The 25,398-nt window shown below is 69.3% G+C and carries 19 protein-coding genes; 11 read left to right on the top strand and 8 right to left on the bottom strand.

The features are described 5' to 3' along the window. Positions 1 to 488: 488 nt before the first annotated feature. The 5 genes from NM1_RS05235 (at position 489) to glpD (ending at position 8,610) form a co-directional block, all read left to right on the top strand. On the top strand, positions 489 to 1,907 hold the full coding sequence (locus tag NM1_RS05235) for an NAD(P)H-quinone dehydrogenase (protein WP_373864020.1): 1,419 nt from the start codon (positions 489 to 491) through the stop codon (positions 1,905 to 1,907). A 321-nt stretch (positions 1,908 to 2,228) separates the two neighbouring features. Further along, the gene (locus NM1_RS05230) at positions 2,229 to 3,311 is read left to right on the top strand and encodes a hypothetical protein (protein WP_246011074.1); all 1,083 of its coding nucleotides are present in this window, start codon (positions 2,229 to 2,231) and stop codon (positions 3,309 to 3,311) included. Positions 3,312 to 3,389: 78 nt separating this feature from the next. After that, on the top strand, positions 3,390 to 4,634 hold the full coding sequence (locus NM1_RS05225; RefSeq protein WP_147288936.1) for a DUF8176 domain-containing protein: 1,245 nt from the start codon (positions 3,390 to 3,392) through the stop codon (positions 4,632 to 4,634). A gap of 83 nt (positions 4,635 to 4,717) precedes the next feature. Beyond that, positions 4,718 to 5,896, top strand: a complete 1,179-nt coding sequence (locus tag NM1_RS05220; RefSeq protein WP_068014479.1) for an aminotransferase-like domain-containing protein — start codon at positions 4,718 to 4,720, stop codon at positions 5,894 to 5,896. 962 nt (positions 5,897 to 6,858) lie between these two features. After that, positions 6,859 to 8,610 carry a glycerol-3-phosphate dehydrogenase gene (gene glpD / locus NM1_RS05215; RefSeq protein ID WP_068014477.1) on the top strand — a complete coding sequence of 584 codons (1,752 nt, stop codon included), beginning with the start codon at positions 6,859 to 6,861 and terminating at the stop codon, positions 8,608 to 8,610. Between the two features lie 23 nt (positions 8,611 to 8,633). Here the strand turns inward: glpD and NM1_RS05210 are convergent, their stop codons facing one another. The 6 genes from NM1_RS05210 to NM1_RS05190 all read right to left on the bottom strand — a co-directional run bounded on the left by NM1_RS05210 (position 8,634) and on the right by NM1_RS05190 (position 17,112). Continuing rightward, positions 8,634 to 8,858, bottom strand: coding sequence for a hypothetical protein (locus NM1_RS05210; RefSeq protein ID WP_068014475.1), 225 nt, complete (start codon positions 8,856 to 8,858; stop codon positions 8,634 to 8,636). Between the two features lie 58 nt (positions 8,859 to 8,916). Further along, positions 8,917 to 9,510, bottom strand: coding sequence for a TetR/AcrR family transcriptional regulator (locus NM1_RS05205; RefSeq protein WP_068014487.1), 594 nt, complete (start codon positions 9,508 to 9,510; stop codon positions 8,917 to 8,919). Between the two features lie 29 nt (positions 9,511 to 9,539). Further along, positions 9,540 to 10,916: a hydroxysqualene dehydroxylase HpnE gene (gene hpnE / locus NM1_RS05200; RefSeq protein WP_068014473.1), complete on the bottom strand. Its 1,377-nt coding sequence runs from the start codon at positions 10,914 to 10,916 to the stop codon at positions 9,540 to 9,542. 166 nt (positions 10,917 to 11,082) lie between these two features. After that, positions 11,083 to 11,256 carry a hypothetical protein gene (locus tag NM1_RS41915; protein ID WP_157123843.1) on the bottom strand — a complete coding sequence of 58 codons (174 nt, stop codon included), beginning with the start codon at positions 11,254 to 11,256 and terminating at the stop codon, positions 11,083 to 11,085. A gap of 126 nt (positions 11,257 to 11,382) precedes the next feature. Continuing rightward, positions 11,383 to 12,147: a DNA-formamidopyrimidine glycosylase family protein gene (locus NM1_RS05195; protein ID WP_068014485.1), complete on the bottom strand. Its 765-nt coding sequence runs from the start codon at positions 12,145 to 12,147 to the stop codon at positions 11,383 to 11,385. An 81-nt stretch (positions 12,148 to 12,228) separates the two neighbouring features. Further along, positions 12,229 to 17,112 (bottom strand): ATP-dependent helicase, encoded by a 4,884-nt coding sequence (locus NM1_RS05190; RefSeq protein ID WP_068014471.1) that lies wholly within the window; start codon positions 17,110 to 17,112, stop codon positions 12,229 to 12,231. Positions 17,113 to 17,233: 121 nt separating this feature from the next. Here NM1_RS05190 and NM1_RS05185 point away from each other — a divergent pair, with 121 nt between their 5' ends. Further along, the gene (locus tag NM1_RS05185) at positions 17,234 to 17,779 is read left to right on the top strand and encodes a histidine phosphatase family protein (RefSeq protein WP_068014469.1); all 546 of its coding nucleotides are present in this window, start codon (positions 17,234 to 17,236) and stop codon (positions 17,777 to 17,779) included. On the opposite strand, the gene NM1_RS05180 is transcribed toward NM1_RS05185, so the two are convergent. Continuing rightward, on the bottom strand, positions 17,724 to 18,374 hold the full coding sequence (locus tag NM1_RS05180; RefSeq protein WP_068014468.1) for a TetR/AcrR family transcriptional regulator: 651 nt from the start codon (positions 18,372 to 18,374) through the stop codon (positions 17,724 to 17,726). The genes NM1_RS05185 and NM1_RS05180 overlap by 56 nt on opposite strands. Before the next feature lie 67 nt (positions 18,375 to 18,441). Here NM1_RS05180 and NM1_RS05175 point away from each other — a divergent pair, with 67 nt between their 5' ends. Next, positions 18,442 to 19,389, top strand: coding sequence for a patatin-like phospholipase family protein (locus NM1_RS05175; protein WP_068014466.1), 948 nt, complete (start codon positions 18,442 to 18,444; stop codon positions 19,387 to 19,389). A 114-nt stretch (positions 19,390 to 19,503) separates the two neighbouring features. Further along, positions 19,504 to 20,358: an SDR family oxidoreductase gene (locus NM1_RS05170; RefSeq protein WP_068014464.1), complete on the top strand. Its 855-nt coding sequence runs from the start codon at positions 19,504 to 19,506 to the stop codon at positions 20,356 to 20,358. Between the two features lie 3 nt (positions 20,359 to 20,361). Here the strand turns inward: NM1_RS05170 and amaB are convergent, their stop codons facing one another. Beyond that, entirely contained in the window at positions 20,362 to 21,891 is a 1,530-nt protein-coding gene (amaB, locus tag NM1_RS05165; RefSeq protein WP_068014461.1) for an L-piperidine-6-carboxylate dehydrogenase, read from the bottom strand. A 97-nt stretch (positions 21,892 to 21,988) separates the two neighbouring features. Here amaB and NM1_RS05160 point away from each other — a divergent pair, with 97 nt between their 5' ends. From NM1_RS05160 to NM1_RS05150, 3 genes are all read left to right on the top strand, one after another. Continuing rightward, entirely contained in the window at positions 21,989 to 22,441 is a 453-nt protein-coding gene (locus NM1_RS05160) for an Lrp/AsnC family transcriptional regulator (protein WP_068014460.1), read from the top strand. Positions 22,442 to 22,505: 64 nt separating this feature from the next. Beyond that, positions 22,506 to 23,843 carry an L-lysine 6-transaminase gene (lat, locus tag NM1_RS05155; RefSeq protein WP_068014458.1) on the top strand — a complete coding sequence of 446 codons (1,338 nt, stop codon included), beginning with the start codon at positions 22,506 to 22,508 and terminating at the stop codon, positions 23,841 to 23,843. Between the two features lie 264 nt (positions 23,844 to 24,107). Then, positions 24,108 to 25,325, top strand: a complete 1,218-nt coding sequence (locus NM1_RS05150) for a YVTN family beta-propeller repeat protein (RefSeq protein ID WP_068014456.1) — start codon at positions 24,108 to 24,110, stop codon at positions 25,323 to 25,325. Positions 25,326 to 25,398: the final 73 nt, after the last annotated feature.

Here is a 25,398-nt window from a genome sequence, read left to right as displayed (position 1 = left end):
GCAGCGACCCTCGAAAACCGAGACGCGCCGAAAACCTCCCAGGTCTAGTTGCTTGGCTCTCGCTTCGCGGCCGAAGCGGGCAGGGAACAGAGACGCTCTGCCTGGGGGTGTCGGCTCGCTCCTTCGTCGCATCGCCGGGGTTCTGTACGTACTGCGTGTCGTGGGCGGGGTGTCGCGTGTGGTGGTGTGGGGAGTCGCACGGGTGCGGTGTTTGTCACGTGTTGCGGGTGTGGGATGCGGCCACATGTCATTGGCGCGGAATTGTTCTCGCGCCATCTATTGCGTGCCTTGGCCGTCGGCTGTTGTGCGGGCGCGCGGACGCCGCTGGTCGAGGGCATCGCCGTGGCTGTTTGCCGCTGGACGAGGGCGGGGTTCTCGTGGCCCGTGAACGTCCGGCAACGGGCGGGTATCACCGGTGATGCGGTCAAACATGTGAGGACCTGGACCGATAACGTTATGCGTATCGGAGATCCCGGTACGACAGCTCGATAGCGGAGGTACACATGACCCGCATTGCAATCATCGGGGGCGGCCCCGCCGGCTACGAGGCGGCATTGGTGGCATCCCAGCACGGCGCGACGGTCACGGTGATCGATTGCGACGGCATCGGTGGTGCGTGCGTGCTGTGGGACTGTGTGCCGTCCAAGACCTTCATCGCCTCCACCGGGGTGCGCACCGACCTGCGCCGGGCCCGCGACCTGGGCATCACGGTGCATGTCGCGCAGGCGCAGGTGCGGCTGTCGGAGGTCAATTCCCGGGTCAAGACGCTGGCGCAGGCGCAGTCCTCGGACATCCGCTCCAAGCTGCAGGCGGCCGGGGTGACCATCCTCAACGGCCGCGGCGAGCTGATCGATCAGATCGCCGGGCTGGCCACCCACCTGGTGCGGGCCACGCTGGCCGACGGTGCCGAGCGGGTGATCGAGGCGGACGTGGTGCTGTTCGCGACCGGTTCCGCGCCGCGGGTGCTGCCCGGCGCGGAACCCGACGGTGAGCGGATCCTGAACTGGCGCCAGCTCTACGACCTGAAGGAGCTGCCGGAAACCCTGGTGGTGATCGGATCCGGTGTCACCGGTGCGGAATTCGTCTCCGCCTACACCGAGATGGGCGTGAAGGTGAAGGTGCTGTCCAGTCGCGACCGCATCATGCCCAGCGAGGACGCCGACGCCGCGCTGGTGCTCGAGGACGCCCTCGCCGAGCGCGGCGTGGAGTTGTTCAAGCAGGCGCGTGCCGATGCCGTCGAGCGCACCGCCGACGGGATCGTGGTGAAGCTGGCCGACGGGCGCACGGTGACCGGCTCGCACGCGCTGATGACGGTCGGTTCCACCCCGAACACCCAGAACCTCGGACTGGAGCGCATCGGCATCGAACTCGACAAGGGCGGCTACCTGCGGGTGGACCGGGTGTCGCGGACCTCGGTGCCCGGCATCTACGCCGCGGGGGACTGCACCGGCCTGCTGCCGCTGGCCTCGGTGGCCGCCATGCAGGGCCGCATCGCGATGTATCACGCGCTGGGGGAGGGCGTGCAGCCGATCCGCCTGAAGACGGTCGCCTCGGCGGTGTTCACCCGCCCCGAGATCGCGACGGTCGGCGTCAGCCAGACCGCCATCGACAACGGCGAGACGCCCGCGCGCACGGTGATGCTGCCGCTGAACACCAATCCGCGCGCGAAGATGTCGGGCCTGCGCCGCGGCTTCGTGAAGATCTTCTGCCGCCCCGCCACGGGCGTGGTGATCGGCGGCGTGGTGGTGGCGCCGATCGCCTCCGAGCTGATCCTGCCCATCGCGATGGCCGTGCAGAACAACCTGACGGTCAACGATCTGGCGCAGACGTTTTCGGTGTACCCGTCGCTGTCCGGGTCGATCACCGAGGCCGCGCGCCAGCTCATGCGACACGACGACCTGGGCTGAGCCGTCTCTTCGGCGGCGCGCGGGTGCGGGCCCGGCGGCGTGTCGACTCGCTTCGTGCGGCGTTGCGCCAGTAGGCATCTCGCTTCCCGCTGCTGGGTGTCCATTCCTGTTGCCTGAGATCTGTTCGTATGGTTCACTTCCCGCAGAGATGTGAGTGTTGGGCGGTTGGTTGGTTTCGCGCGCGCGGGGGGAACGACCTTTCCCTAGCCGGGAATCCGCGGACGGCCCCCGGGGCCGTGACGGAGCGGACCGGGCATCTGATGAGGGAGAGCTGGAGTACGGCCGATATCCACAAACGGCCGGGCTCGGGAAAGGGATCGCGTGACAGTCAAACATCGTAAGCCGGGGCGCATGCTGGCTACGACCTCGTTGCCGCTGGCCACTGCGGCCGCGGTGGCGACCATTCTCTCGGCCTCGGCGCCCGCCAACGCCGCCCCGGCAGAGCCGGCGGTACCGACCACTCCCGCGCAGCCGGGCACCAACGAGGTGCAGGCGCCGGAGGGTGAGCAGCCGGACAGTCAGGGGCAGAGTCAGGGACAGCCGGGCGTCACCACGCCATCGCAGCCGGGTGTCACTACCCCGCAGCCGGGTGTCACCACGCCGCCGGACCCGAACGCTCCCAAACCCGATCCGAAGAATCCGCCGCAGGCCGCGCCGCGGCAACCGGGTATCACGTCCCCGCGCGTCGCGCCGCTCCCGGTCCCGGGCCAGGGCGACCAGCCGCAGCCCGCGGTGGTGCCGCAGCCCAACCCGAACGACGGCCAGACCGATCAGCTCAAGCCCGAACAGCCGCGGCCGCAACCGCAGGTCTCGCCGCGCCCGGCGCAGCCCAATCAGGGCGACCAGGGCAACACCGACACCCTGACAGACAACGGTCCCGCACAAGAGCCGGTAGAGCCGCGCTGGAGCGCCCCGCGCCTGCAGTCCGCGCCGGCCGCGCCGGTGATCGAGATGAACGGCCCGCACACCGAGGTCGGGGCCAATATCGACGCCGGCGGCGTGATGCCCGGGTACGTGGCCAACACCCACCACTTCAGCAACCTGGACGGTTACGTGGGCACCGTCGGCTACGCGACGCCGAACGGCGTGGGCGATGCCGGTGTGTCCCTCGAATACGTCGAGGCGAACAAGATCAAGGTCACCACCTACACCCACACCACGGGCATCGATGACCTGAAGTCGGCCACGGGATTCAACGACATCACCAACGAGTCCTACGTCGACACCACCCAGGCCAACGCCGCCAAGGCGGCCGTCGAGGGCTGGATCCGGATGCAGCCCGGTGGTCCAGCGGCGCTCGAGGCCGCCGCACAGGTTGGTAAGCTCCCGGAGGGCGAGCTGGCACCGCAGACCGTGGGTGTCGCGGGTGTCACGACGCAGTGGAGTGGTTCGGTCCAGAACTGACACAGACTGAACTGAGACACGTGGGGCGGTCGTTCGCGACCGCCCCACGTGTGTGTCATGGGGAAGGGACGACAGGCGATGGCTTCCGAAGACGATGCCAATTACGACGAGACCGGGCGGCCCGGACCGCGGGATCGAGGCGAGTCCGAGTTCGGCCCACCCGTCTCGGAGTTCGGCCCACCGCTCAGCGAGTTCGGCCCGCCGCTGACCGACTTCGGCCCGCCGACCGGTGATTCGGGTTCGGTCGGCTGGGCTCCCGTGGACGAGCCGGACCGGCCCAACCTCGGCTGGCAGCCCGCCGACGCCCCGGCCACTCCGCCCGCCCCGCCCGTGCCGCCGCCACCGCCGCAGTACCGGGCGCCGGATTCCGGTTCGGCACCGCCGTCGCGCGGGCCCGCGCCCACGGGGCAGCGAGATCCTTATCGCGGGCCCGAAGGGCAGCGCGGGCCGGGGCCGGACATGCAGCGCGGGCCCGAGGCGCAGCGTCCGCCCGGACCGGACATGCATCGTGGTTCTGCGCAGGAGTCGAGGCGGCCGTCGGACTCCGGGCGCTCCGCACCCCCGTCACCGCCGTCCCAGCCCAGCGTCCGCTACCCGGAAGAATCCGATCAGGGGTCCGCGCGCCGCCCCGCCACCCCGCCGCGGGAGTCGTCGGGTTCGCTGTGGGACGACGACGAGCTCGCCAAGAAGCTGGTCGCGGCCCGCCCGTCGCCGCGCGAATCCTCCTCGTCCAGCTCGCTGTGGGACGACGACGACCTGGCCAAGAAGCTGGCACCGTCGCGCCCGGTCGCCGAGCCCGAACCCGAAAAGCCGCGTCGCAACACCGGCGTGCTCATCGGCGGCCTGGCGGCCGCATTCGTGGTGATCGTGGCGATCGCCGCGGTGATCGTGTTCGCGACGCGGAACAACGGGGGCGGGACCGAGGAGACGAGCGCGGCGCCGCCGCCGACCTCCGCGGTCGGCTCCGTGAGCTGCCCGGCCCGTACCGATGGCAGAGTCACGATCGGTAACGGCCCGGGGGGTACCGACAGTGGAGTGGGTGCGATTCTCGGGTTCCAGCACGCGTTCTACGCCGATCGCAGTGCGGCCAACGCGCGCGCATTCGTGGCACCCGGAGCGGTCGATGTCGCCCAGGAGGCGATCGACACCCAGGTTCCGCGCGGGACCAGCTACTGCCTGCGCATCGAGGAAGTTGCGCCGAATGTGTACAACGTGGATGTCAACGAGTACCGACAGGACGGCGGCGCGCCGCAGTATCTACAGCAGGTCACCGTGGAGAATCGTGACGGAAAGTATCTGATTGCTGCGGTAGTTCCACGATGAATCTCATATAGTGAGATATCAATTTCAAACTCTGGGCCGGTGTGTGCGACAGTGGCATTACTGCGCACAGCTCGGAGGTGTCCATGTCACGAATCACGCCACCCCTGGCTCGTCGCCTGGACGGCCTGCAAAGCTCCGCGATCCGCGACCTGCTGAAGCTGACCGCACGCGACGACGTCATCGGTCTCGCCGGTGGGCTGCCCGACGAGCAGCTCATGCCCCGCGACCGGATCGCATTGGCGGCAGAGGTGGCGCTCGCCGATCGGTCTCGGCTGCAGTACACCGAGTCGGCGGGCTGGGGTCCACTGCGTGAGGTGATCGCCGGACGGGAATCGGCGCGATTGGGTCGGCCGGTGCCTGTCGAGGAGGTCTTCGTCACTCACGGCTCGCAGCAGGCGCTGTCCCTGCTCGCCGATGTACTGCTGGATCCGGGCGCGCTCGTCGTGGTCGAGGATCCAGCGTATGTCGGTGCGCTGCAGGTGTTTCGGGCCGCCGGGGCGCGGATCGTCGCGGTGCCCCTGGACTCCGAGGGTATGCGCGTAGACGCACTGAACGATCTGCTCGAGCGCGGCGAGCGGCCCGCACTCGTGCACACCGTGAGTAATTTTCATAATCCACGCGGGGTGACGCTGAGTTCGGAGCGCCGCCGCGAACTCGCCGAACTCGCCCAGCGGCACGGCTTTTGGGTCATCGAGGACGATCCGTACGGTGAACTGTGGTTCGATCGGCCCTCGCCAGAACCAGTTGCGACCCACTCGCCCAACGTGATTCGTCTCTCCAGCGCCTCGAAGATCCTGGCTCCAACCTTGCGAGCAGGCTGGATGGTCGCACCGAATGCGGTGTGCCGAGGCGTGGAGTTGCTGAAACAGGGCGCGGACCTCTGCGGTTCGGCGCTGACCCAGCAGATCACTGCCGACCTTCTCGCCGACGGCTTTTGGCTGACCGATCATGTGGACAAGGTGCGACGCATATACGGTGAGCGGGCCGAGGCGTTGGTGGGTGCGCTGCGCGACCGCTTCGGTGGTCGGGTGGTGAGCACCGACGCGGCGGGCGGGATGTTCGTGTGGGTCGATTTCACCGACGGCACGGACGCGGTCGAATTGCTGCCACGCGCTATCGATCATGGTGTTGCCTACGTGCCCGGTTCCGCGTTTGCCGTCGAGGCGGGCTACCGGAATTCGATGCGCCTGTGCTTCACGACATCGGACGCCGCAACGCTCCGGGAGGCCGTCGACCGTCTGTGGAATGCTTCGGTCGAATAGAAACCGCCACAGGGTTTTTCGTCCGGACCGGACAGGAGTCTCCCTTCCTCTCGAGTGCGTAGCCCGGTAACGTCCGGGTTGTCTAACGGGAGGGAGTAATTCATGACTGCAAAATTCGTAGCCGCCGCCGCGCTTGTAATCGGCTTGATGTCGGTTGGGTCGGGTGTCGCCTCGGCTGATTCGTGTGAGCATGTCCAGCCTGGGGTGATCTGCCCGCCGCCCCCACCGCCGCCCCCGCCACCGCCGTGTGGACCACACGTGCAGCCCGGTGTGATCTGCACGCCGTAGGGGATTTGGTGCACCGTCGACTGTCGTCATGCTTTCGTGCACAACAGCACTCGACAGCTTCGGGCGGACCAACGGGAGGGACTACTGATGTTTGTGAAAGCGATTGCGGGAGTGGCGGTTACAGTCGGCTTGATGTCGATCGGGTCGGGTGTTGCCGCAGCCTGTGGGCCCGGGACGCAGCCCGGCGTGGTGAGCTGTGATCCCACGGCGCCTCCGCCTCCGCCCCCGCCGCCTGGGCCGTGCCAGCCGGGGGTGACGACGACCTGCGATAAGTAGAGTACGGCTGCACCGAATTCGAGGTAGCACGTAAACGTGGTTACGAGAATGCCGATGGCACGCGCTGTGTCATCGGCATTTTCGTTGTTCGTGATGACTCGACGGCTCGTTGGTTGTGAGTGGGGCCGGCTCCGGATCGCTATACGGGTGGTCTCGATATAGACGGTGGGTTAGACAGTCCCGGGGCGTTCCAACGGCGCGCGCTGCGGATCACAGCACCGGGTGCCTGCGGCTGAGCTACTGTGAGTAGTGGTTACTTGTGGGTAGCAAGTGGCGGGTGGCGCGACACGGGTGTCGTCCGCGCCGGGAAGCGGCACGGGTCCCATAACCTGTGAAGCGAGCAGCCGGCGAGTACCGTACGGGCAGGTCGATCCACCGGGTTCTGGAGGAGTCGAGCTATGACGAAGAAGTCGCAACCGCAGGCACAATCGCCCGGCGACCTGGGGCCCGCGCAGCGTGCGGACGCCTGGGAGCGGCTGGGTGCGAACCACTTCGACGTGGTGGTGATCGGCGGCGGTGTGGTCGGCGCGGGGATCGCGCTGGATGCGGCCACCCGGGGCTTGGAGGTCGCGCTCGTGGAGGCCCGCGACCTGGCCTCGGGGACCTCGAGCCGCTCGTCCAAGATGTTCCACGGCGGGCTGCGCTACCTGGAGCAACTGGAGTTCGGCCTGGTGCGCGAGGCCCTGCACGAGCGGGAACTGAGCCTGAAGACACTGGCGCCGCATCTGGTCAAGCCGCTGCGCTTCCTCTATCCGCTCACCCATCGGGTGTGGGAACGGCCGTACGTCGCATCTGGCCTGGTGCTCTACGACACCATGGGCGGCGCGAAATCCGTTCCCGGACAACATCATGTCACCCGATCCGGGGCGCTGCGGCTGGCTCCCGGCGTGCGCCGGGACGCGTTGATCGGCGGCGTCACCTACTACGACACGGTCGTCGATGACGCCCGCCACACCATGACGGTGGCCCGCACCGCCGCCCACTACGGCGCGGTGATCCGCACCTCCACCCAGGTGGTGAACTTCCTGCGGGAGGCCGACCGGGTGGTGGGCGTGAAGGTGCGCGACAGTGAGGACGGCCGCACCACCGAGGTGCGTGGCCACGTGGTCATCAACGCCACGGGGGTGTGGACCGACGAGATCCAGGCGCTGACGCACCTGCGCGGCCGTTTCCACGTGCGGGCCTCCAAGGGTGTGCACATCGTGGTTCCCCGGGACCGGATAGCCAGCGATACCGCGCTGATCCTGCGAACTCCCACCTCTGTGCTGTTCGTCATCCCATGGGGCAGCAATCACTGGATCATCGGTACGACCGACACCGACTGGAATCTCGACCTGGCCCACCCGGCGGCGACGAAGGCCGATATCGACTACCTGCTGGATCGGGTCAACCAGGTGCTGGTCACCCCGCTCACCCACGACGACATCCAGGGCGTCTACGCGGGATTGCGGCCGCTGCTGGCGGGGGAGAGCGACGAGACGTCGAAGCTGTCGCGCGAGCATGCGGTCGCGCGGATCGCGCCCGGTCTGGTGGCCATTGCGGGCGGCAAGTACACCACCTATCGAGTGATGGCGTACGACGCGGTAGACGCTGCGGCACAAGATATTCCGCAGCGCGTATCGCCATCCATCACCGACAAGGTGCCGCTGTTGGGCGCCGACGGCTACTTCGCGCTGCTCAATCAGACCCAGCACCTGGCCGAGGCCTACGGCGTCCATCCGTACCGGATCGAGCATCTGCTCAACCGATACGGCTCGCTGGTCACCGATGTGCTGGATCTGGCCGAGGGCAAACCCGAACTGCTGCAACCGATTACGGATACTCCGACCTACCTCCGAGTGGAGGCGGTATATGCGGCGGCCGCGGAGGGCGCGCTGCATCTGGACGATATCCTGGCCCGCCGCACCCGCATATCCATCGAGTACTCGCACCGCGGGGTCGACTGCGCCGCCGAGGTGGCCGATCTGGTGGCACCCGTATTGGGTTGGGGCACAGCCGAAGTGAAGCGCGAGGTCGAAACCTATCGCGCCCGGGTAGAGGCGGAGGTCCGCTCGCAGACTCAGCCCGACGATGCCTCCGCCGACGAGCTGCGCGCCGCGGCACCGGAACCGCGTCCGGAGATTCTGGAGCCGGTGCCGACCGACGGCTGAGCCTGGGCGTTCGCGCCTGTCGCTCAGTTCGTCAGGAACAGGTAGAACAGGCCGTCGTCGCCCGGGCGGCACTCGTAACCCGTGTACTGCGCGTCGCCCTGGAACTTGCCGTTCTTACCCTCGGCGTCGCACGCCTCGATGGTGGAGTAGCTGCCTTCGGTCGCTACCTCACCGGCGTGGGCGGCGGCGCTGCCGACACCCACGACACCCAGCGCGAGCAGACCGGCGGCGAGAATCTTCTTGGTCATGTGCTGTCTCCTTTTCCGTGGCGCGGATTTCCGCGCTGCACAAAGGAAACCAATCGCTCTATGAAGATTTCATGACCGGTTCGCACCCGCGCTCGACCGCCGCCGCCCACGACACCAGCGAGCGCAGATAGCGGAGCACCAGCTCGTCGGGGTGCGCCGAAGGATCCTCGAGGTGCAGTCGGGCCAGTTCCTCCATGGCCGCCAACAGAATTCGCTCCGTCGGGCCGTCGGGGTCGACGCCCACACCCGCGAAGCGGGACAGGTGTCGGGCGCCCACCCGGCGGGCGTAGGCGCGGCCGAGCTCGATCTGCTCGCGCAACTCCGGCGGCGCGCCGTCGGGCGGGCGCAGGATGATGCGCCAACTGGCCGGTGCCGCATGCAGATACGCGAGGATGCCGCGGCCGACCGCGTCCACATCGCCGTCGGGCGCCGGGCGGTCGACGCTGTCGACACCGGCGAGGGCGATGGCGCGCTCCCGCTCCAGCAGCGCCGCCACCAGCCCGGGCAGATCCGTGAACTGCTGATACACGACCGCCCGGGTGACGTCGGCGGCGCGGGCCACCCGGTCGATGCTCACGGCGACGAAGCCCTCGGCGGCGACGATGTCCCGTGTCACGTCCAGCAACTGGGCGCGCCGGTCTGCGGCCGACATGCGGCGTTTGACGGCGGGACGATCGGCACTCACGTCACCGAAGGTAACTCGAGCAGCAGATCCACCGCCCGTGCGGCGCTCTGCGCGGCGCTTTCCATGGTGGCCGACCAGTCCGTGGCGGTCCAGTCACCCGCCAGCACCAGGGTGGGGACCGAGGTCCGCTGCGGCGGCCGCAGCCCGTGCGTGCCCAGCACCTGGGAGAAGGTCGCCTTGGGCATCTTGACCACCTGGGCCGTAACGACTTTCGCGTCGCGGGCCGCGGGGTAGTAGCGCCGCAGCAGGTCCATCTGCTCGGTGACGATCTCGTCGTTGCTCTTGTGGATCTGCTCGTACGCGCCACTCGTGGTCAGGCAGTACAGCCATGCGGCGTCGGTGGAGCGCTGGTGCATGCGCTGGCGGTCGAAGACCTCGTCGATGACGCCGGTGCCGCCGATGAGCGCCTCGAACTCGGCCTCGGTGCCCAGCGCGCGGTCCAGGTAGAGGTTGGTGCTGACGATCGGCGTGTATCCCAATTTGTCTGCGGCGGCGTAGATTTCGGCATGCTCGGGCAGATCGTCGAGCAGTCCGCCGATATTGGAGTTGGGCACGGCGCAGACCACCGCATCGGCCGGGATTTCGGTGCCGTCGGCCAGCATGACCCCGGTGACCGCACCGTCGGCGATCTGGACCCGCCGGGCCACCGCCCGGTATCGCACGTCCACGCCGAGGCGTTCGAACAGGTCGAGCGCGCCGGTGATGTAGAGGGTGTCCAGGTCGACGGTGGGGTAGCCGATGGTCGCCGGAGTGCGATGCTTCAAGCCCAGGCGCAGCCCGGTCGCCATCACGTCGGCGAAGACCTTCGCCGACTCACGCTGCACCGGCTCGGCGGCGATTCCCAGGGCCAGCCAGTCCCACAGCGCTTCGCGCGCGGTGGGCGGCATGCCGACCCGCTGAAACCACTGCTCGGTGGTGAGATCGGCCAGATCGTCGGGCTGGCGCAGGCACTGCCAGCCCAGCCGCACCGTGGCCCGCGCCGACCTGAGCCGGTCGGGCCAGCTCGCGCTCGGATGCGCGCCGAACAGGGTCCGGATCGCGCCCGCCCCGGTGGTGGCCATGGTCGTCTTGCGACCGTCCGGCCAGCGCAGCGTCGCGCGCTGCGGAAAGGCCACGAACCGCCGGGTGCCGACGGATTCTAGGTACCGGAACAGGTGGTCGTAGCCGCTGGCGATGACGTGCTGCCCGTTGTCGGGAATGTCGTCGACGGGCTCGGCCCGCATGGCATGGGTGCGGCCGCCGAGCCGCCCGCGCCGCTCCAGCAGCGTGACCTGTTTGCCGGCCTCGGCCAGCCACACCGCGGCGGCGAGCCCGGCCAGACCACCCCCGATGACCACGTACCGCCGGGCATCCTCGATCTTCTGCTCGCCCATGGCGAACCTCCTCAGATAACTAACAATCTGTAAGTTATCCGGGTTCTATTGCACGGTCAAGGATTTCGGTAGCGAGAGCGTGATCGCCGACAGATAGCAGACTCGCTGGTTTTGATTGGGTGGCGCGATCGAGACGGCAACGCGCGGTGCAGTGGGTGTACAGCCCTCAGCGAGGAGTTGCGGCGGGAGGCTGTTGTCCGGTTGGGCGGGAGATGCTGCCCTGGGGATGCTGGTGCAGGAGCACGTAGGTGAAGACGACCGTCATCGCCGTCGTCACGAGGGCGACGAGCAGCTGCGTGGCGATGCCGACGACGCGTCGCCTGGTCATCGTCGCCGTCATTCGTCTGCTCCTCCGGTGGTCGGATCGGTCGCAGGGTCTGTCGGCCGCGGTAATTGAAGTGTTAGCAATTGGGTGGCAAATCGCACACCGAGCGGCGGGCCGCCGGAAGTTCGTGTCTGCCTGTGGCTACGCCGACGACGGCTGGCAGCGGGGGCAGAAGTAGATGCCGCGCTCGGCGCGGGTGGTGGTGTCGTCGCCGAGGAGGTGGACCACCAGGGTGGTGGCGCAGCGGCGGCAGGGCCGGCGTTGGCGGCCGTAGGCGAGTGGGTGCCAAGGGGGGTCGTGGGTGGCCTTGGTGAGGATGCGGTGGGCCTCGTCCACCAGGGCCGGGAGATCGGCTATCGCGGCGACGGGGGTGGCGGGGTGGACGCGGCGCAGGAAACAGATCTCGCTGCGGTAGATGTTCCCGATGCCCGCGAGGTTGCGCTGATCGAGCAGGGCCAAGCCGATGGGCTGGTCGGGGTGTTGCGCCAGCCGCCGGACCGCCTCCGCCGCATCCCAGTTCGGCCCGAGTAGATCCGGGCCCAGGTGGTCGACGGCGGTGTGCTCGTCGGCGCGGCGGAGCACCTCGACCAGTCCGAGCGAGAAACCCACGGCCTCCGCGTCTTCGGCGGCCAGCACCAGGCGGGCCGTGAACGCGGGCTTGGTCCAGCGCTGGCCGGGCCGATACACCCGCCACTCGCCCTCCATCTTCAGGTGGGTGTGGATACTCACCGCCGGTGTGCGCACGAACAGGTGCTTGCCGTAGCTGCCGACGCTCTCGACCTGCTGGCCGCGCAGATCGAGGGTGGCATATCGCGGAACTCGGAAGTCGCTGCGGGTCAGTTCCTTCCCGGCTAACGCCGAATCGAGGCGTGCGGCGGCGCGGTAGACGGTGTCACCCTCCGGCACAGGAGCCTCGCCGGGTTCGGCAGCGACGTGCACGGACGCCATGGGTGTGGTCGGGTGTGACCGCCGCTCGTCCCGGACCACTCACGGCTTGCTCCGCAAGCGGAACCCCCGCGGCGTCGGAGCGAACCCCGCCTCGCTGAGGAAGGTGGCGAAGGTGTTGCCGTGCACCGACTCTCCGTTGACCCGGTCGATCACCAGTGAATCGACGCGGCGGTCGTGGACGAGGCCCGCCAGGGCGGCGGCGGCCCGGGCGCGGACCTCCGGATCCTCGGTGAAGGTGAGCAGGGTCTTGCCGCCGCGTTCCAGATACAGGGCGAGTTCACCGTCGGCCAGGACCACCAGGGCACCGGCCTTGCGGCCCGGGCGATGGCCACCACCCTCGGGATCCTTCGGCCACGGCAGTGCCGCGCCGTAGGGGTTGGCCGGATCGCAGGCGGCCAGTGCGAGCGCCTTGCCGGGCGTGCGGTCGGATCGTTCGGTATCGAACGAGCGCATTCGGTCCACCACGTCGGTGGTGGAGAACTGCGCGCCGCCCAGCGAATCCACGAAATAGCCGCGGCGGCACCGGCCGTGATCCTCGAATTCCGTGAGTACCCGGTACATCAGCGCGAATCCGCCCGGCACACCCTCGCTCTGCACCGACCCGCGGGTGAGTACGCCGTAGCGCTCCAGCAGGAGATCGGCGGTGGCCTGGGCGCGCACCGTGTTGTCCGCGATCCGTTCCGGCAACAGCGACCAGCGCCCGGCCACGGTCGGGGAACCGGTTCGGGTCGGCATGGCCGGCCGTGGCAGGTAGGCCCTTCCGCGCGGAGTTCGCCGCGGTGTGCGGTGCGCGGAGGTGCTGCGGGTCGTCCCCGACAGCGTGGCCCGCACGGGCGCGAAGGTGTCCCCGGCTACGTACCCTGCCCACACCAATTCCCACAGCGCCGCCGTCACCGCGGCATCGTCGAGCAGCCCGGTGGAGTCGGACAGCTGCCGGAAGAAGTAGGCACCGGCGGAGCCGGGGACCACCTGGATGCGACCGCCGGTTCCGGCGGGATCGGTCGCGTCAGCCCCCTCGGGCGGCGGGGATATGCCACGGGCGGAGCCGTGACGCGGTGGCGCGGCTGGTGCATCGTCTTGGGTGGCGGCGGTGTCAGCGGAGGCTGAGGTTCCCTGCGGTGCAGGCGATTCCGGTACGACCGTCGCTCCCAGTGCAAGCAGTAACTGTATCTGGATCTCGGTGAGGTCGATCTCGTCGGGCGGCGGGAGGGTGAGCCCGGCCTGCTCGGCGGGGTGCAGCGCGATCCAGCCGTCCTTGGCGGTGATCGAGCCGTGCCCGGACCAGATCACCTCGCCGGTGGCCATCAGTTCGTCCAGCATGGCGGGGGAGTAGTCCCGCACCCGCGACGGCAGGATCAGCGACTCCCAGGCCGACGCCGGAATCGGCACGCCCGCAAGCTGTTCGACGACGGCAGCGACGCCGTCCACGCCGCGCAGGTCGCCGGTGCCGATGTGCTGCCAGGCGGGCAGGAACCGCGCGAAGGCCGCCGTCGCGACCGGCTCCACCTCCTTGCGCGCCGCGGCCAGCGACCGCCGCCGCAACCGTCGCAGCACCTGGCTGTCGCACCATTCGGCGCCGGTCGAGCCGGGCGTGAATTCGCCCTCGACGACGCGCTTCTCGGTGGCCAACCGGTGCAGCGCGGTGGCGGCGACCGCGGGTCCGATCCCGAAGCGGTGCGCCACCGCGTCCAGGGTGAACGGGCCGTGCGTGCGGGCGTAGCGGCCGACCAGGTCGCCCAGCGGATCGGCGACCGGCTCGATGAACGCGGCGGGCGTTCCGATCGGCAGCGGCACGCCCAGCGCATCGCGCAGTCGGGACGCATCCTCCGCGGCCGCCCACCAGTGCTCGCCCGCGAACGAAACCTCCAGGGCGCGACGGGCTTTCGACAGTTCCTCGAACCACGGCCGCGGATCGTCGAGGCTGCGCAGCGTCGCCTCGGCCGGGGTGAGCGGGCCCAGCAGCCGCAGCAGATCGGCGAGGCCCTCGGCATCTCGGGCCTGCCGCTCGGGCGTGCGGCGCTGCAGTTCGCGCTCGGTCAGGTCGATGACCGCCGAATCCAGCAGCTCGCGCAGCTCCACCCGGCCGAGCAACTCGGCGAGCAGGGACGAGTCCAGCGAGAGCGCGGCCGCGCGCCGCTCGGCCAGCGGACTGTCGCCCTCGTAGATGAACTGCCCGATGTAGTCGAACAGCAGCGCGTTGGCGAACGGTGACGGTGCGGCCGTCTCCACCTCCACCAGCCGCAGCTTGCGCCGGGCGACATTGCCCAGCAGGTCGCGCAGGGAGGACAGGTCGTAGACGTCCTGCAGGCATTCGCGCACCGTCTCCAGCAGGATCGGGAAGTCGGGGAATTTGCGTGCCACATCCAGCAATTGGGCCGCGCGCTGTCGCTGCTGCCACAGCGGGGCGCGGCGGCCCGGATCGCGGCGGGGGAGCAGCAGTGCGCGCGCGGCGCACTCCCGGAATCGGGACGCGAACAGGGCCGAGCTGCCGACCTGCTCGGTGACGATGTCGTCGATCTCGTCCGGCTCGAAGACGAACAGCTCGGCGCCAGGAGGGTCGTCGGTGGTGTCGGGCAGCCGGACCACGATCCCGTCGTCGGCGGCGGTCGGCGCGGCATCCACCCCGAACCGTTCGCGCAGCCGGGAGCCCACGGCCAGGGCCCACGGCGCGTGCACGGGCAGCCCGTACGGCGAGTGCAGAATCAACCGCCAGTCGCCGAGCTCGTCGCGGAAGCGCTCGACCAGCAGCGTGCGGTCGGTGGGCAGGTGGCCGGTGGCCTGGCGCTGCTCGCTCAGCAGGGATACCAGGTTGGCGGTCGCGAAATCGTCGAGCCCGGCCGCGTGTACCACGTCCTCGAGGTCGGTGAGCCCGACGGCCGCCTTGGTATCGGATCTCGAGCCCGCGCGCCCGCCGGGCTGTGTGGACCGCCTGCCGTTAGCGCCCGCGCCAGTTGTCGGAACCTGGTCTCCTGCAGTGTGTTCCGAATCGATAGCCCTCGCGGGGCCGGGTTGCACGACATCTTCGGGGCGGGCCGATCGCGCCAGCGCATCCAGCTGAGCCGCGGGTGCGCGCTCGACCGCCTGTCCGGCCTTGCGCACGAATTCGCCCAGGGCGCCGCCCAATTCGGCGGGGCGCCCGAGGGAATCGCCGTGCCAGAACGGAAGTCGGCCGGGCAGGCCGAACGCCGGGGTGACCAGCACGCGGTCGTGGGTGATCTCCTCGATCCGCCAGCTGGTGGCGCCCAGGGCGAACACATCGCCCACGCGCGACTCGTAGACCATCTCCTCGTCGAGTTCTCCTACGCGCGAGGCTCTTTCGCCGACCATGAACACCGGGAACAGGCCGCGGTCCGGGATCGCGCCGCCGGAGGTGACGGCGAGCCGCTGCGCCCCGGGCCGCCCGGTCAGCGTGCCCGCGTCGCGATCCCACACGATGCGGGGGCGCAGCTCGGCGAACTCGTCGGACGGGTAGCGGCCCGACAGCAGGTCGAGCACCGACTCGTAGGCGGACCGGGGCAGCGTCGCGTAACTGCCGGTACTCCTGACGATGTCGAACCAGGTGTCGACATCGATCGGATCCAGCGCGCAGGCGGCGACGGTCTGCTGGGCCAGGACATCGAGCGGGTGTGCCGGAATCCGCAGCTCCTCGATCTGCCCGGCCGTCATCCGCATCGATGTCACCGCGCAGTGGATCACGTCGGTGCGGTGCTTCGGGAAGATCACGCCGCGGGAGATCTCGCCGACCTGATGTCCGGCGCGCCCCACCCGCTGCAGCCCGCTGGCGACCGAGGGCGGCGCCTCCACCTGCACCACCAGGTCGACGGCGCCCATATCGATGCCGAGCTCCAGGCTGCTGGTCGCGACCACGCAGCGCAGCCGCCCGCTCTTGAGATCGTCCTCGATGAGCGCGCGCTGCTCCTTGCTCACCGACCCGTGGTGGGCGCGCGCCAGCAGCGACGCCGCCCCGTGGCTCACGTCGGAGGGCAGGCCCAGCTGCGAGGGCAGCTCGTGTTCGGTATCGACCGACTGTCCGACCTGTTCGGCGTAGGTCTCGTTCAGGCGGGCCGTCAACCGCTCGGACAGGCGTCGCGAGTTCGCGAATACGATCGACGATCGGTGCGCCAGTACGAGATCCACGATCGCGGAATCGACATGCGGCCAGATCGACCCGGGGCGGTCGGACTCGCCGGACTCGTCCGGTTCGGTCATATCCGCCACCGGCACCCGGACCGACAGGTCGAACGTCTTCGGCGCCGGGGGCGACACGATGGTGATCGGCGCCGGACCCACCAGGAACCGGCCCACTTCCTCCGGCGGGCGCACCGTGGCCGACAGCCCGATCCGCTGCGCCGGGCGCTCGGTCAGCAGGTCCAGCCGGGCCAGCGAAAGCGCCAGGTGCGCACCGCGTTTGGAGCCCGCGATGGCATGGACCTCGTCGACGATCACGGTGTGGACCTCGCTCAGCGTATCCCGGGCGGCCGAGGTCAGCATGAGGTACAGCGATTCGGGCGTGGTGATCAGGATGTCGGGCGGGGTGCGCTGCAGCGTGCGCCGCGCGGCGGCGGTGGTGTCGCCCGAGCGCACCCCGACGCTGATCTCCGGTGCGGGCAGGCCCAGCCGCTTCGCCGTCTGCGTGACCCCTACCAGCGGTGCGCGCAGGTTGCGCTCCACATCCACCGCCAGCGCCTTGAGCGGTGAGATGTAGAGCACAGAGGTCTTGCGCGGGGTGTCCGACGGCTCCCGTGTGGCCAGCTGGTCTATCGCCCAGAGGAATGCCGACAGCGTCTTGCCGGAACCGGTGGGCGCGACGACCAGCGTGTGTTCCCCCGCCGCGATGGCCTTCCACGCACCCAGTTGAGCGGCCGTCGGTGCCGGGAACGCACCGTCGAACCACTCCTGGGTGGGGCGGGAGAACTGGTCCATGAACCCCAGTGTGCACCCCGGCACCGACAGGAATTCGGGTCGTGCCGGGCGGGCATCGGCAGAGAGCTAAGGCTGGGCAATCGCGGGACGGTCCCGAGCGCCGCGCCGTACGCTTCCATCCGTGCAGAAGGTGCTCCGGCTCGACTTGGTCAGTCACGGCATGACCGAGGCGATGCGCAAGGCACGATTCCCGGTGGACGAGCCGCTGACCGAGGCCGGTCGCCGCGCAGTCGCCGCCAGCGGCCGCCTGCACGCCGCCCGTGTGCTCATGGCGCCCGAGCGCCGCGCCGTCGAAACCGCGGCGTTGCTGGGCCTGCTCGGCGACGAGGACGACCGATTACGCGATATGGACGCCGGGGCGTGGCGCGGCGGCGAACTGATGTCGGTCCCGCAGGACGAGCTGTACGCCTGGCTCACCGACCCGAAGTTCCGCGGACACGGCGGGGAGTCCGTTCACGACGTGATCGAGCGGACCCGCGAGTGGTTGATCGATATCGTCGTCGAGGGCGTGCCCACCATTGCCGTCACGCATCCCGCGGTGATTCGCTCGGCCCTGCTCGTCGCCTTGGACGCCCCCGCGAAATCGTTCTGGCGCATCGACATTCCTCCGGTCAGCGTGACGCGGCTGCACTATCGCGGCGAGTGGACGCTGCATTTCCGGGCGTGACCTGCTGCCCGGATTGCACCAGCGCCCGCACCGCCTCGGTGATCAGCCCGGCCGACAGGGAAGGATCGATCGCCCGCTGGATGCCGAGCCCCAAACCCATGCTCAACACCGTGGTGGCCGCGTCCTCGGGCGGCATCGGCAGCCGCATGCCGATCGCCTCGGCCAGCGTCTGCAGCTGCGCGGCGACCATGCCGCGCACCATCGAGAGGCTGGACACCAGCGCCGCCTGCAGCCGCGGATCCTCCCGCGCGACGATCGCGAACTCGAATTCGAGCATGGTCCAGCCCACGTCGCCGAGGGTGCGCTCGGCCCAGTCCTGAAATCTCGCCAGCCGCTCGTCCAGGCCGTCGCCGTCCCGGAGCAGCTCGCTCACCTCGGTGAACTTGGTCTCGTGGATATCGGCGAGCACCTCGAGGCACAGGTCTGACTTGGTGCGGAAGTTGGAGTACACCGCGCCCTTGGAATATCCGGCCGCCTCGGCCACCCGCTCCAGGCCGGTGCGCGCGTAGCCCTCGGTGAGGAACATCTCGCGCGCGGTGGCCAGCAGATCCGCGCGGGTGCGGGCCTGGCTCTCGGACCGGGTCAGTCGTGCCATGCGGCAATTCTAGGTACCGGCAGATTTCAAATACCGCCGGTATCTACATTCTGATATGTTCGCAACTATGGGTAACGGCAATCGGCCACAGCGACGTGGCCTGGCGATCGGGTGCGGCGGCACGCTCGGCGCGGCGTGGATCATCGCGGCCCTGGCCGCGGTGCGCGACGCGCTGGACTGGGATCCGCGGTCGGCGGACGTGCTGGTCGGCACCTCGGCCGGGGCGGAGCTGGTGACGATGCTCGGCAGCGGGATCGGTGTCGACGATCTGGTCGCCATGCAGGACGGCAGCACCACGAACCCCGTGCTGGCGCGGCATCTGCGTGACGAGCCGGGCCGGTTCCCGCCGCTTCCGCGTCCTTCGCTGGGTGCGGTGCGGATGGCGTTGCGCGGCAACCGTTCCGAGCAGGGGCTGCTGACGTCGGGAAGCGGCCTGCTGCCGGTCGGCGGTGGCGATGCGGGATGGCTGGAGCGGCTGGCGACGGAGTTGAACCCCGGGCGGTCCTGGGTCTCGCATCCGGCGACTTGGCTTGTCGCGATGGACTATTCGACCGGTGAGCGGGTGGCGTTCGGCTCACCCGGTGCGCCTCACGCCTCGATCGGCGCCGCGCTGCGCGCCTCCTGGGCGGTTCCGGGCTGGTTCCCGCCGGTGTCGATCGGTGGCCGCCGCTACATCGACGGCGGCGCCGCCTCCACCGCCTCGGTGGACCTGCTGGTGCCGCGCGAACTGGACGAACTGGTGGTGCTGGCGCCGATGGCCTCGACGGGCCGCATCCCGGCCACCGGCCCCGGCCATATGCTGGAGCGGCAAATGCGAAACCGCATGAGCGCCAAGCTGGATGCGGAGATCGCGGCGGTGCGCGCGGCCGGTACGAAGGTGCTGCGCGTGGACGCCACGGCCGCCGACCTGGCGGTGATGGGGCCGAACTTCATGGACGGCCGCCGACGCCCAGCCACCTTCGAACACTGCTTGGGGAGCACCCGCACCGCGGTCGAGCGGGGCGCCTTCGTATGACCGGCGGCAACGCTCGGCGTGTTCGCCGAGTCGCCTGTCGAGCACCGCAGCGCGGTCCGAACTGCAATCGTCACCTCCGTGCGGTCTGGTCGCGCGGCTGAGAAAGGAACCGGCATGAGTCTCTTCGGAGCCGACTACCCCGCCATCGACCTGCGCGGGGCGCGGGTGCTGATCACCGGCGCCGGGCGCGGTATCGGCCAGGCGACCGCGGAACTGTTCGCGGGCAAGGGATCCCAGGTCGCCATCGCCGATGTCGACATCGCCGCGGCGCAGGCGGCCGCGGCGGCGCTCGGCGGCCGAGCCTATGAGCTGGACGTGCGCGATCGCGAGCAGTGGGACAAGGCCATAGCGGATCTGGGCGGCGTGGATGTCCTGGTCAACAATGCCGGGGTCATGCCCGCCGGTGCCTTCCTCGACGAGCCGGATGCGGTGGGCCACACCACGATCGACGTCAATGTGTGGGGCCTCATTCACGGCATGCGGGCGGTGGTTCCGGGCATGATCGAACGTGGCCGCGGGCACGTGGTGAACGTGGCCTCGCTGGCGGGCAAGATCCCGCTGCCCGGCCTGGCGGTGTACAACGCGAGTAAGTTTGCCGCCGTGGGACTTTCGGCCTCCACCCGGCTGGAGTTCGCCGAGCACGGCGTCAGCGTCAGCTGCGTCATGCCCTCGGCGGTGCGTACCCGCCTGTCGTCGGGCCTCGCCCTCGGCCACGGCATGCCGACCGTCGACCCCGAGGACGTCGCCGCCGCGATCCTCAAGACCTGCCGGACCCGCCGCGCCGAGGTCGCCGTCCCGGGCTACCTCAACCCCATCGACGTCGCCCTGGCCGCCGCCCCCGAACCGGCGGTCCGGCTGGTCCGCCGCCTCTTCGACGGCGACCGCGCCCTGCACCCCTCCGACCAGCAGACCCGCGCCGCCTACGAGGCCCAGGTCCGCGCCATCGCCAGAGACCCCGAGAAGGACTGAGGGTCAGCCGAACTGGATGCCCTGGGCGAGGGGGAGGTCGGGGGAGTAGTTGACGGTGTTGGTGGCGCGGCGCATGTAGGTCTTCCAGGAGTCCGAACCGGATTCACGGCCGCCGCCGGTGTGCTTCTCGCCGCCGAAGGCGCCGCCGATCTCGGCGCCCGAGGTGCCGATATTGACGTTGGCGATGCCGCAGTCCGAGCCGTCGGCGGCCAGGAAGCGTTCGGCCTCGCGCTGATCTCCCGTGAAGATGGCCGACGAAAGACCCTGCGGCACACCGTTGTGCAGTGCGATGGCCGAGTCGAGGTCGTGGTAGGTGAGCACGTAGAGAATGGGGGCGAAGGTCTCCTCGCGCACCACCGCCGTCTGGGCGGGCATGCGGACGATCGCCGGGCGTACGTAGTGGGAATTCTCGCCGGTGACCATGACGCGCTCGGCGCCGCACAGCAATTCGCCGCCGTCGTCGACGGCGCGGGCGATCGCGTCCTGCATCGACCGGTACGCGCGCTGGTTGATCAGCGGTCCCACCAGCACTCCGTCGTCCAGCGGATTACCAACGCGCAGTTGGTGATACGCCTTCTCGATCCGGTTCAGCAAGGGCCCGACGACATCCGCGTGCGCGATCAGCCTGCGTAGCGACGTGCAGCGCTGCCCCGCGGTACCGGCGGCCGCGAAAACCACACCCCGCGTGGCCAGTTCCAGATCGGCCGACGGGGTGACGACGGCGGCGTTGTTACCGCCGAGCTCGAGCAGGCAGCGGCCGAACCGGGCCGCCACCCGCGGCCCGACCGCGCGCCCCATCCGTACCGATCCGGTGGCGCTGACCAGGGCGACCCGTTCGTCGTCGACCAGTTGCTCGCCGACCTCCACCGCACCCTGGACCAGCTGATGAATATCCGGGTCGGCGCCGACCTCCACGGCCGCCCGCCGCAGCAGCGTGTGGCAGGCCAGCGCCGTCAACGGTGTTGTCTCCGAGGGCTTCCACACCACCGTGTCCCCGCACACCAGCGCGATCGCGGTATTCCACGACCACACCGCCACCGGGAAATTGAACGCCGACAGCACCCCGACCACGCCGAGCGGATGCCAGGTCTCCATCAGCCGGTGCCCGGGCCGCTCCGACGGCATGGTGCGCCCGTACAGCTGGCGCGACAATCCCACCGCGAATTCGCAGATGTCGATCATCTCCTGCACCTCGCCGCGGGCCTCCGCGCCGATCTTCCCGGCCTCGAGCGTCACCAGCTCGCCGAGTTCGCCGATGTGCTCGGTGAGCAGCTGTCCCAGCCGCCGCACCACGGCGGCCCGCTGCGGCGCGGGAACCGTACGCCAGGACTGAAACGCATTGGACGCCTTCGTGATTGCGTCATCGATCGCGGCGCTCGAGCTGGGCCGCAGGCTCGCCAGCTCGCCGCCGGTGATCGGGGTCCGCACCGTCAGCGGACCGGGCTCCGGGCGGGTGGCCCCCAGTGCCGCGAGCAGATGCTCGGCGCGGGAGCGCAATTCGCTGGTCGCGGGGGCGGTGAGTGCCGGTGTCATGCGATGCTCCGTATTCGACAGTGGTGTGCGTGGTGGCAGGGCGTGTGCGTGCATCCGTTCCCGCCACGAGTCCGGGTTGCTGAGTTAGCCTTCGCTGATGGCTGATGCACCGGCGAAACCTGCTTTGGACGACATCGATCGACTGCTGATTCGCGAGTTGATGGCCGACGGCCGGGCCACGCTCTCCAATCTGGCGGAGAAGGCCAACCTGTCGGTGTCGGCGGTGCAGTCGAGGGTGCGGCGGCTCGAGGCGCGCGGGGTGATCCGCGGCTATACCGCCAAGGTCGATCCCGAGGCGCTGGGGCAGATGCTGTCGGCATTCGTCGCGATCACTCCTCTCGACCCCTCGCAGCCCGACGACGCGCCCGCGCTGCTGCAGCACATCCCCGGCATCGAGGAATGTCACTCGGTGGCCGGCGAGGAGAGCTACGTGCTGCTGGTGCGGGTGGCCTCACCACGGCACCTCGAGCAACTGTTGCAGGAGATCCGCGCGACCGCCAACGTCAGAACTCGAAGCACCATCATTCTGCAGACATTCTATGACAGATGATGCTGGATCGTAATCTTTCCGGAAACCCGTAGTGAAACCGTAAATTTTTACGTAACCTGCTGGTATGACCCTCGAACTGGAGCGCCCCGGGACGGTTGCCGACAACGCGCTGGTCGCCCCCTCTCGGGTCCACGAAATCCTGTCCGCGAACATCCTGGCCGACGGGTTCGATCTGGTGCTGGATCTACGCGCCTCGCGTGGCCGACGGCTGATCGACGCCCGCGACGGCACCGGCTATCTCGACATGTTCGGTTTCTTCGCGTCCTCGGCGCTCGGGATGAATCACCCGGCACTGGCGGACGACACGGATTTCCGGGCCGAGCTCACCGTCGCCGCGCTGAACAAGCCGAGCAACTCCGACATCTACACCGTCGAGATGGCCCGCTTCGTGGACACTTTCGCGCGGGTGCTCGGCGATCCCGCACTGCCGCATCTGTTCTTCGTCGACGGCGGCGGGCTCGCGGTCGAGAACGCGCTCAAGGCGGCGTTCGACTGGAAGAGCCGGCACAACGAAATGCGCGGGCGCCCAGCCGAACTGGGCGCCAGGGTGCTCCATTTGACCGGCGCCTTCCACGGCCGCACCGGCTACACCATGTCGCTGACCAACACCGACCCGGTGAAGACCGCCCGCTTCCCGAAGTTCGACTGGCCGCGCATCGATACCCCGTATCTGTCGGACGGCGTCGACATCGAGGCGGCCGAGGCGCGGGCGCTGGCACAGGCCCGCGCCGCCTTCGCCGAGCACCCGCACGACATCGCCTGCTTCATCGCCGAGCCCATCCAGGGCGAGGGCGGCGACCGGCACCTGCGCCCGGAGTTCCTGCGGGCGGTGCAGGAGCTGTGCCACGAGCACGACGCGCTGTTCGTGCTCGACGAGGTGCAGACCGGCGTCGGCCTCACCGGCAGCATGTGGGCCTACCAGCAGTTGGGCCTGCGGCCGGATGTGGTGGCGTTCGGTAAGAAGACGCAGGTGTGCGGGGTGATGGCAGGCGGCCGCGTCGACGAGGTGCCCGACAACGTGTTCGCCGTGAGCTCCCGGCTGAACTCCACCTGGGGCGGAAATCTTACGGATATGGTGCGGGCGCGCCGGATATTCGAGGTGATCGAGAGTGAGGACCTGGCCGCACGCGCCGCTCGGCTGGGTGCCCACCTGCTGTCCCGCCTGGTCGAGCTGGCCGAACGCCATCCGGAGGTCACCGATCCGCGCGGGCGCGGGCTGATGTGCGCGGTCACGCTGGCCGACCCCGCACGGCGGGACGCGGTCGTCACCGAGCTGCGCGAGCGCGAGCACGTGCTGATCCTCGGCACCGGCGAGCGTGGCATCCGCTTCCGCCCGCCGCTCACGGTGACCGTCGACGAACTCGACGAGGCCGTCGACGCCCTGGACCACGTGCTGGGCTGATTCCGGCGAAAAGCGTGCCGGAAATGAGGGGGCGTGTCGGCACTGACCCAGGGCGTGCCGGAAGTGAGGGGGCGTGTCGGCGATGACCGAGGCGCGCCGGAAATGAGGGGGCGTGTCGGAAATGACCGAGGGTGTGCCGGAAATGACGGGCGTGACTGATTTGTAGCGCGACATCGCTGGGATGTTGCTGTCAAAGGCTGTGCGGCCCTCTACTATTCGCCGCATGTCGATTTGCCGCCACGACCTTTCGGCCCGGTGCGGCGCATGACCGCACCCCGAGCGCGTCTGGGAATCCTTGCGGCCGTGGTCGTACTGGCCGGTTGCTCATCGGATGGTTCGGAGAAGAAAGCACCGGAAGAAAGCGTCCCACCGCCGGTAGCCACAACCGGCGCCGAGGCGTCACCGGTAGCGGCGAACCTGCTGCCGGGGATGCCGCCGCCGCTGTCGGCCACCGACGTCTACGCCGGTGCCCGCGAGCTGAGCCCTGCGGTGGCCGATCATTTGCCCAGGGTCTATGTGCCGAACAGCAAATCGCACACCGTCACGGTGATCGATCCGGCCACCTTCGAGGTGATCGACACCTACTCGTCGCAGGGCGAGGAGCCGCAGCACGTGGTGCCGTCCTACGACATGCAGACGCTGTACGCGACCAACGACCTGCCGATCGGCGGCGGCAGCCTGATGCCGATCGACCCGCGCACCGGACAGGCCGGTGACCCGTTGCCGGTGCGCGACCCCTACAACATGTACTTCACGCCCGACGGCCGCTACGCCCTCGTGGTCGCCGAGGCGGACAAGTCCCTGGATCTCTACGACCCGCACACCTGGCAGCAGGTCAACGCCATCCCCGTGCCCGATTGCGCCGGTGTGGATCACATGGATTTCACCGCCGACGGCCGCTACGCCCTGGCCAGCTGCGAATTCTCCGGGCGCATGGCGGTGGTCGACATCGCCGCGCTGCGGCTGGTGCGGATGATCGACCTGCCGGGCGGGCCGGAGGGCATGCCGCAGGACGTCAAGTTGTCGCCGGACGGGTCGACCTTCTTCATCGCCGACATGATGGCCGACGGCATGTACACCGTCGACGCCAAGACCTTCGATGTCACCGGGCACATCCCGACCGGCAAGGGCGCGCACGGGCTGTACGTGACCCGCGACTCGCGGCAGATGATCATCACCAACCGCGGCGAGGGCAGCCTGTCGGTGTGGGACTTCGCGACCGGCGGTCTGATGCACAAGTGGCACATCCCCGGCGGCGGCAGCCCGGATATGGGCAATCTGTCCGCCGACGGCCGGGTGTTCTGGGTGGCGGGCCGCCACCACGACGAGGTGTACGCGATCGACATCGTCGACTGGAAGCTGTTGGCGCGCATCCCCGTCGGACGGGGGCCGCACGGATTGACTGTGTGGCCACAACCCGGGCGCTACTCGACCGGGCTACCGGGGTCATGCGCTGAGCAGCTCACAGCAGGAGCTGAGTAGCCCACAGCAGGGCCGCGTGCTGCATGGCGGGGATGGCGGGGGTCTGCGTGCTGCATGGCGGGGGCCTGCGTGC

The organism is Nocardia mexicana NBRC 108244, assembly GCF_001613165.1.
Classification (GTDB): Bacteria; Actinomycetota; Actinomycetes; order Mycobacteriales; family Mycobacteriaceae; genus Nocardia; species Nocardia mexicana.
This window is presented reverse-complemented; position numbering and strand designations above follow the sequence as displayed.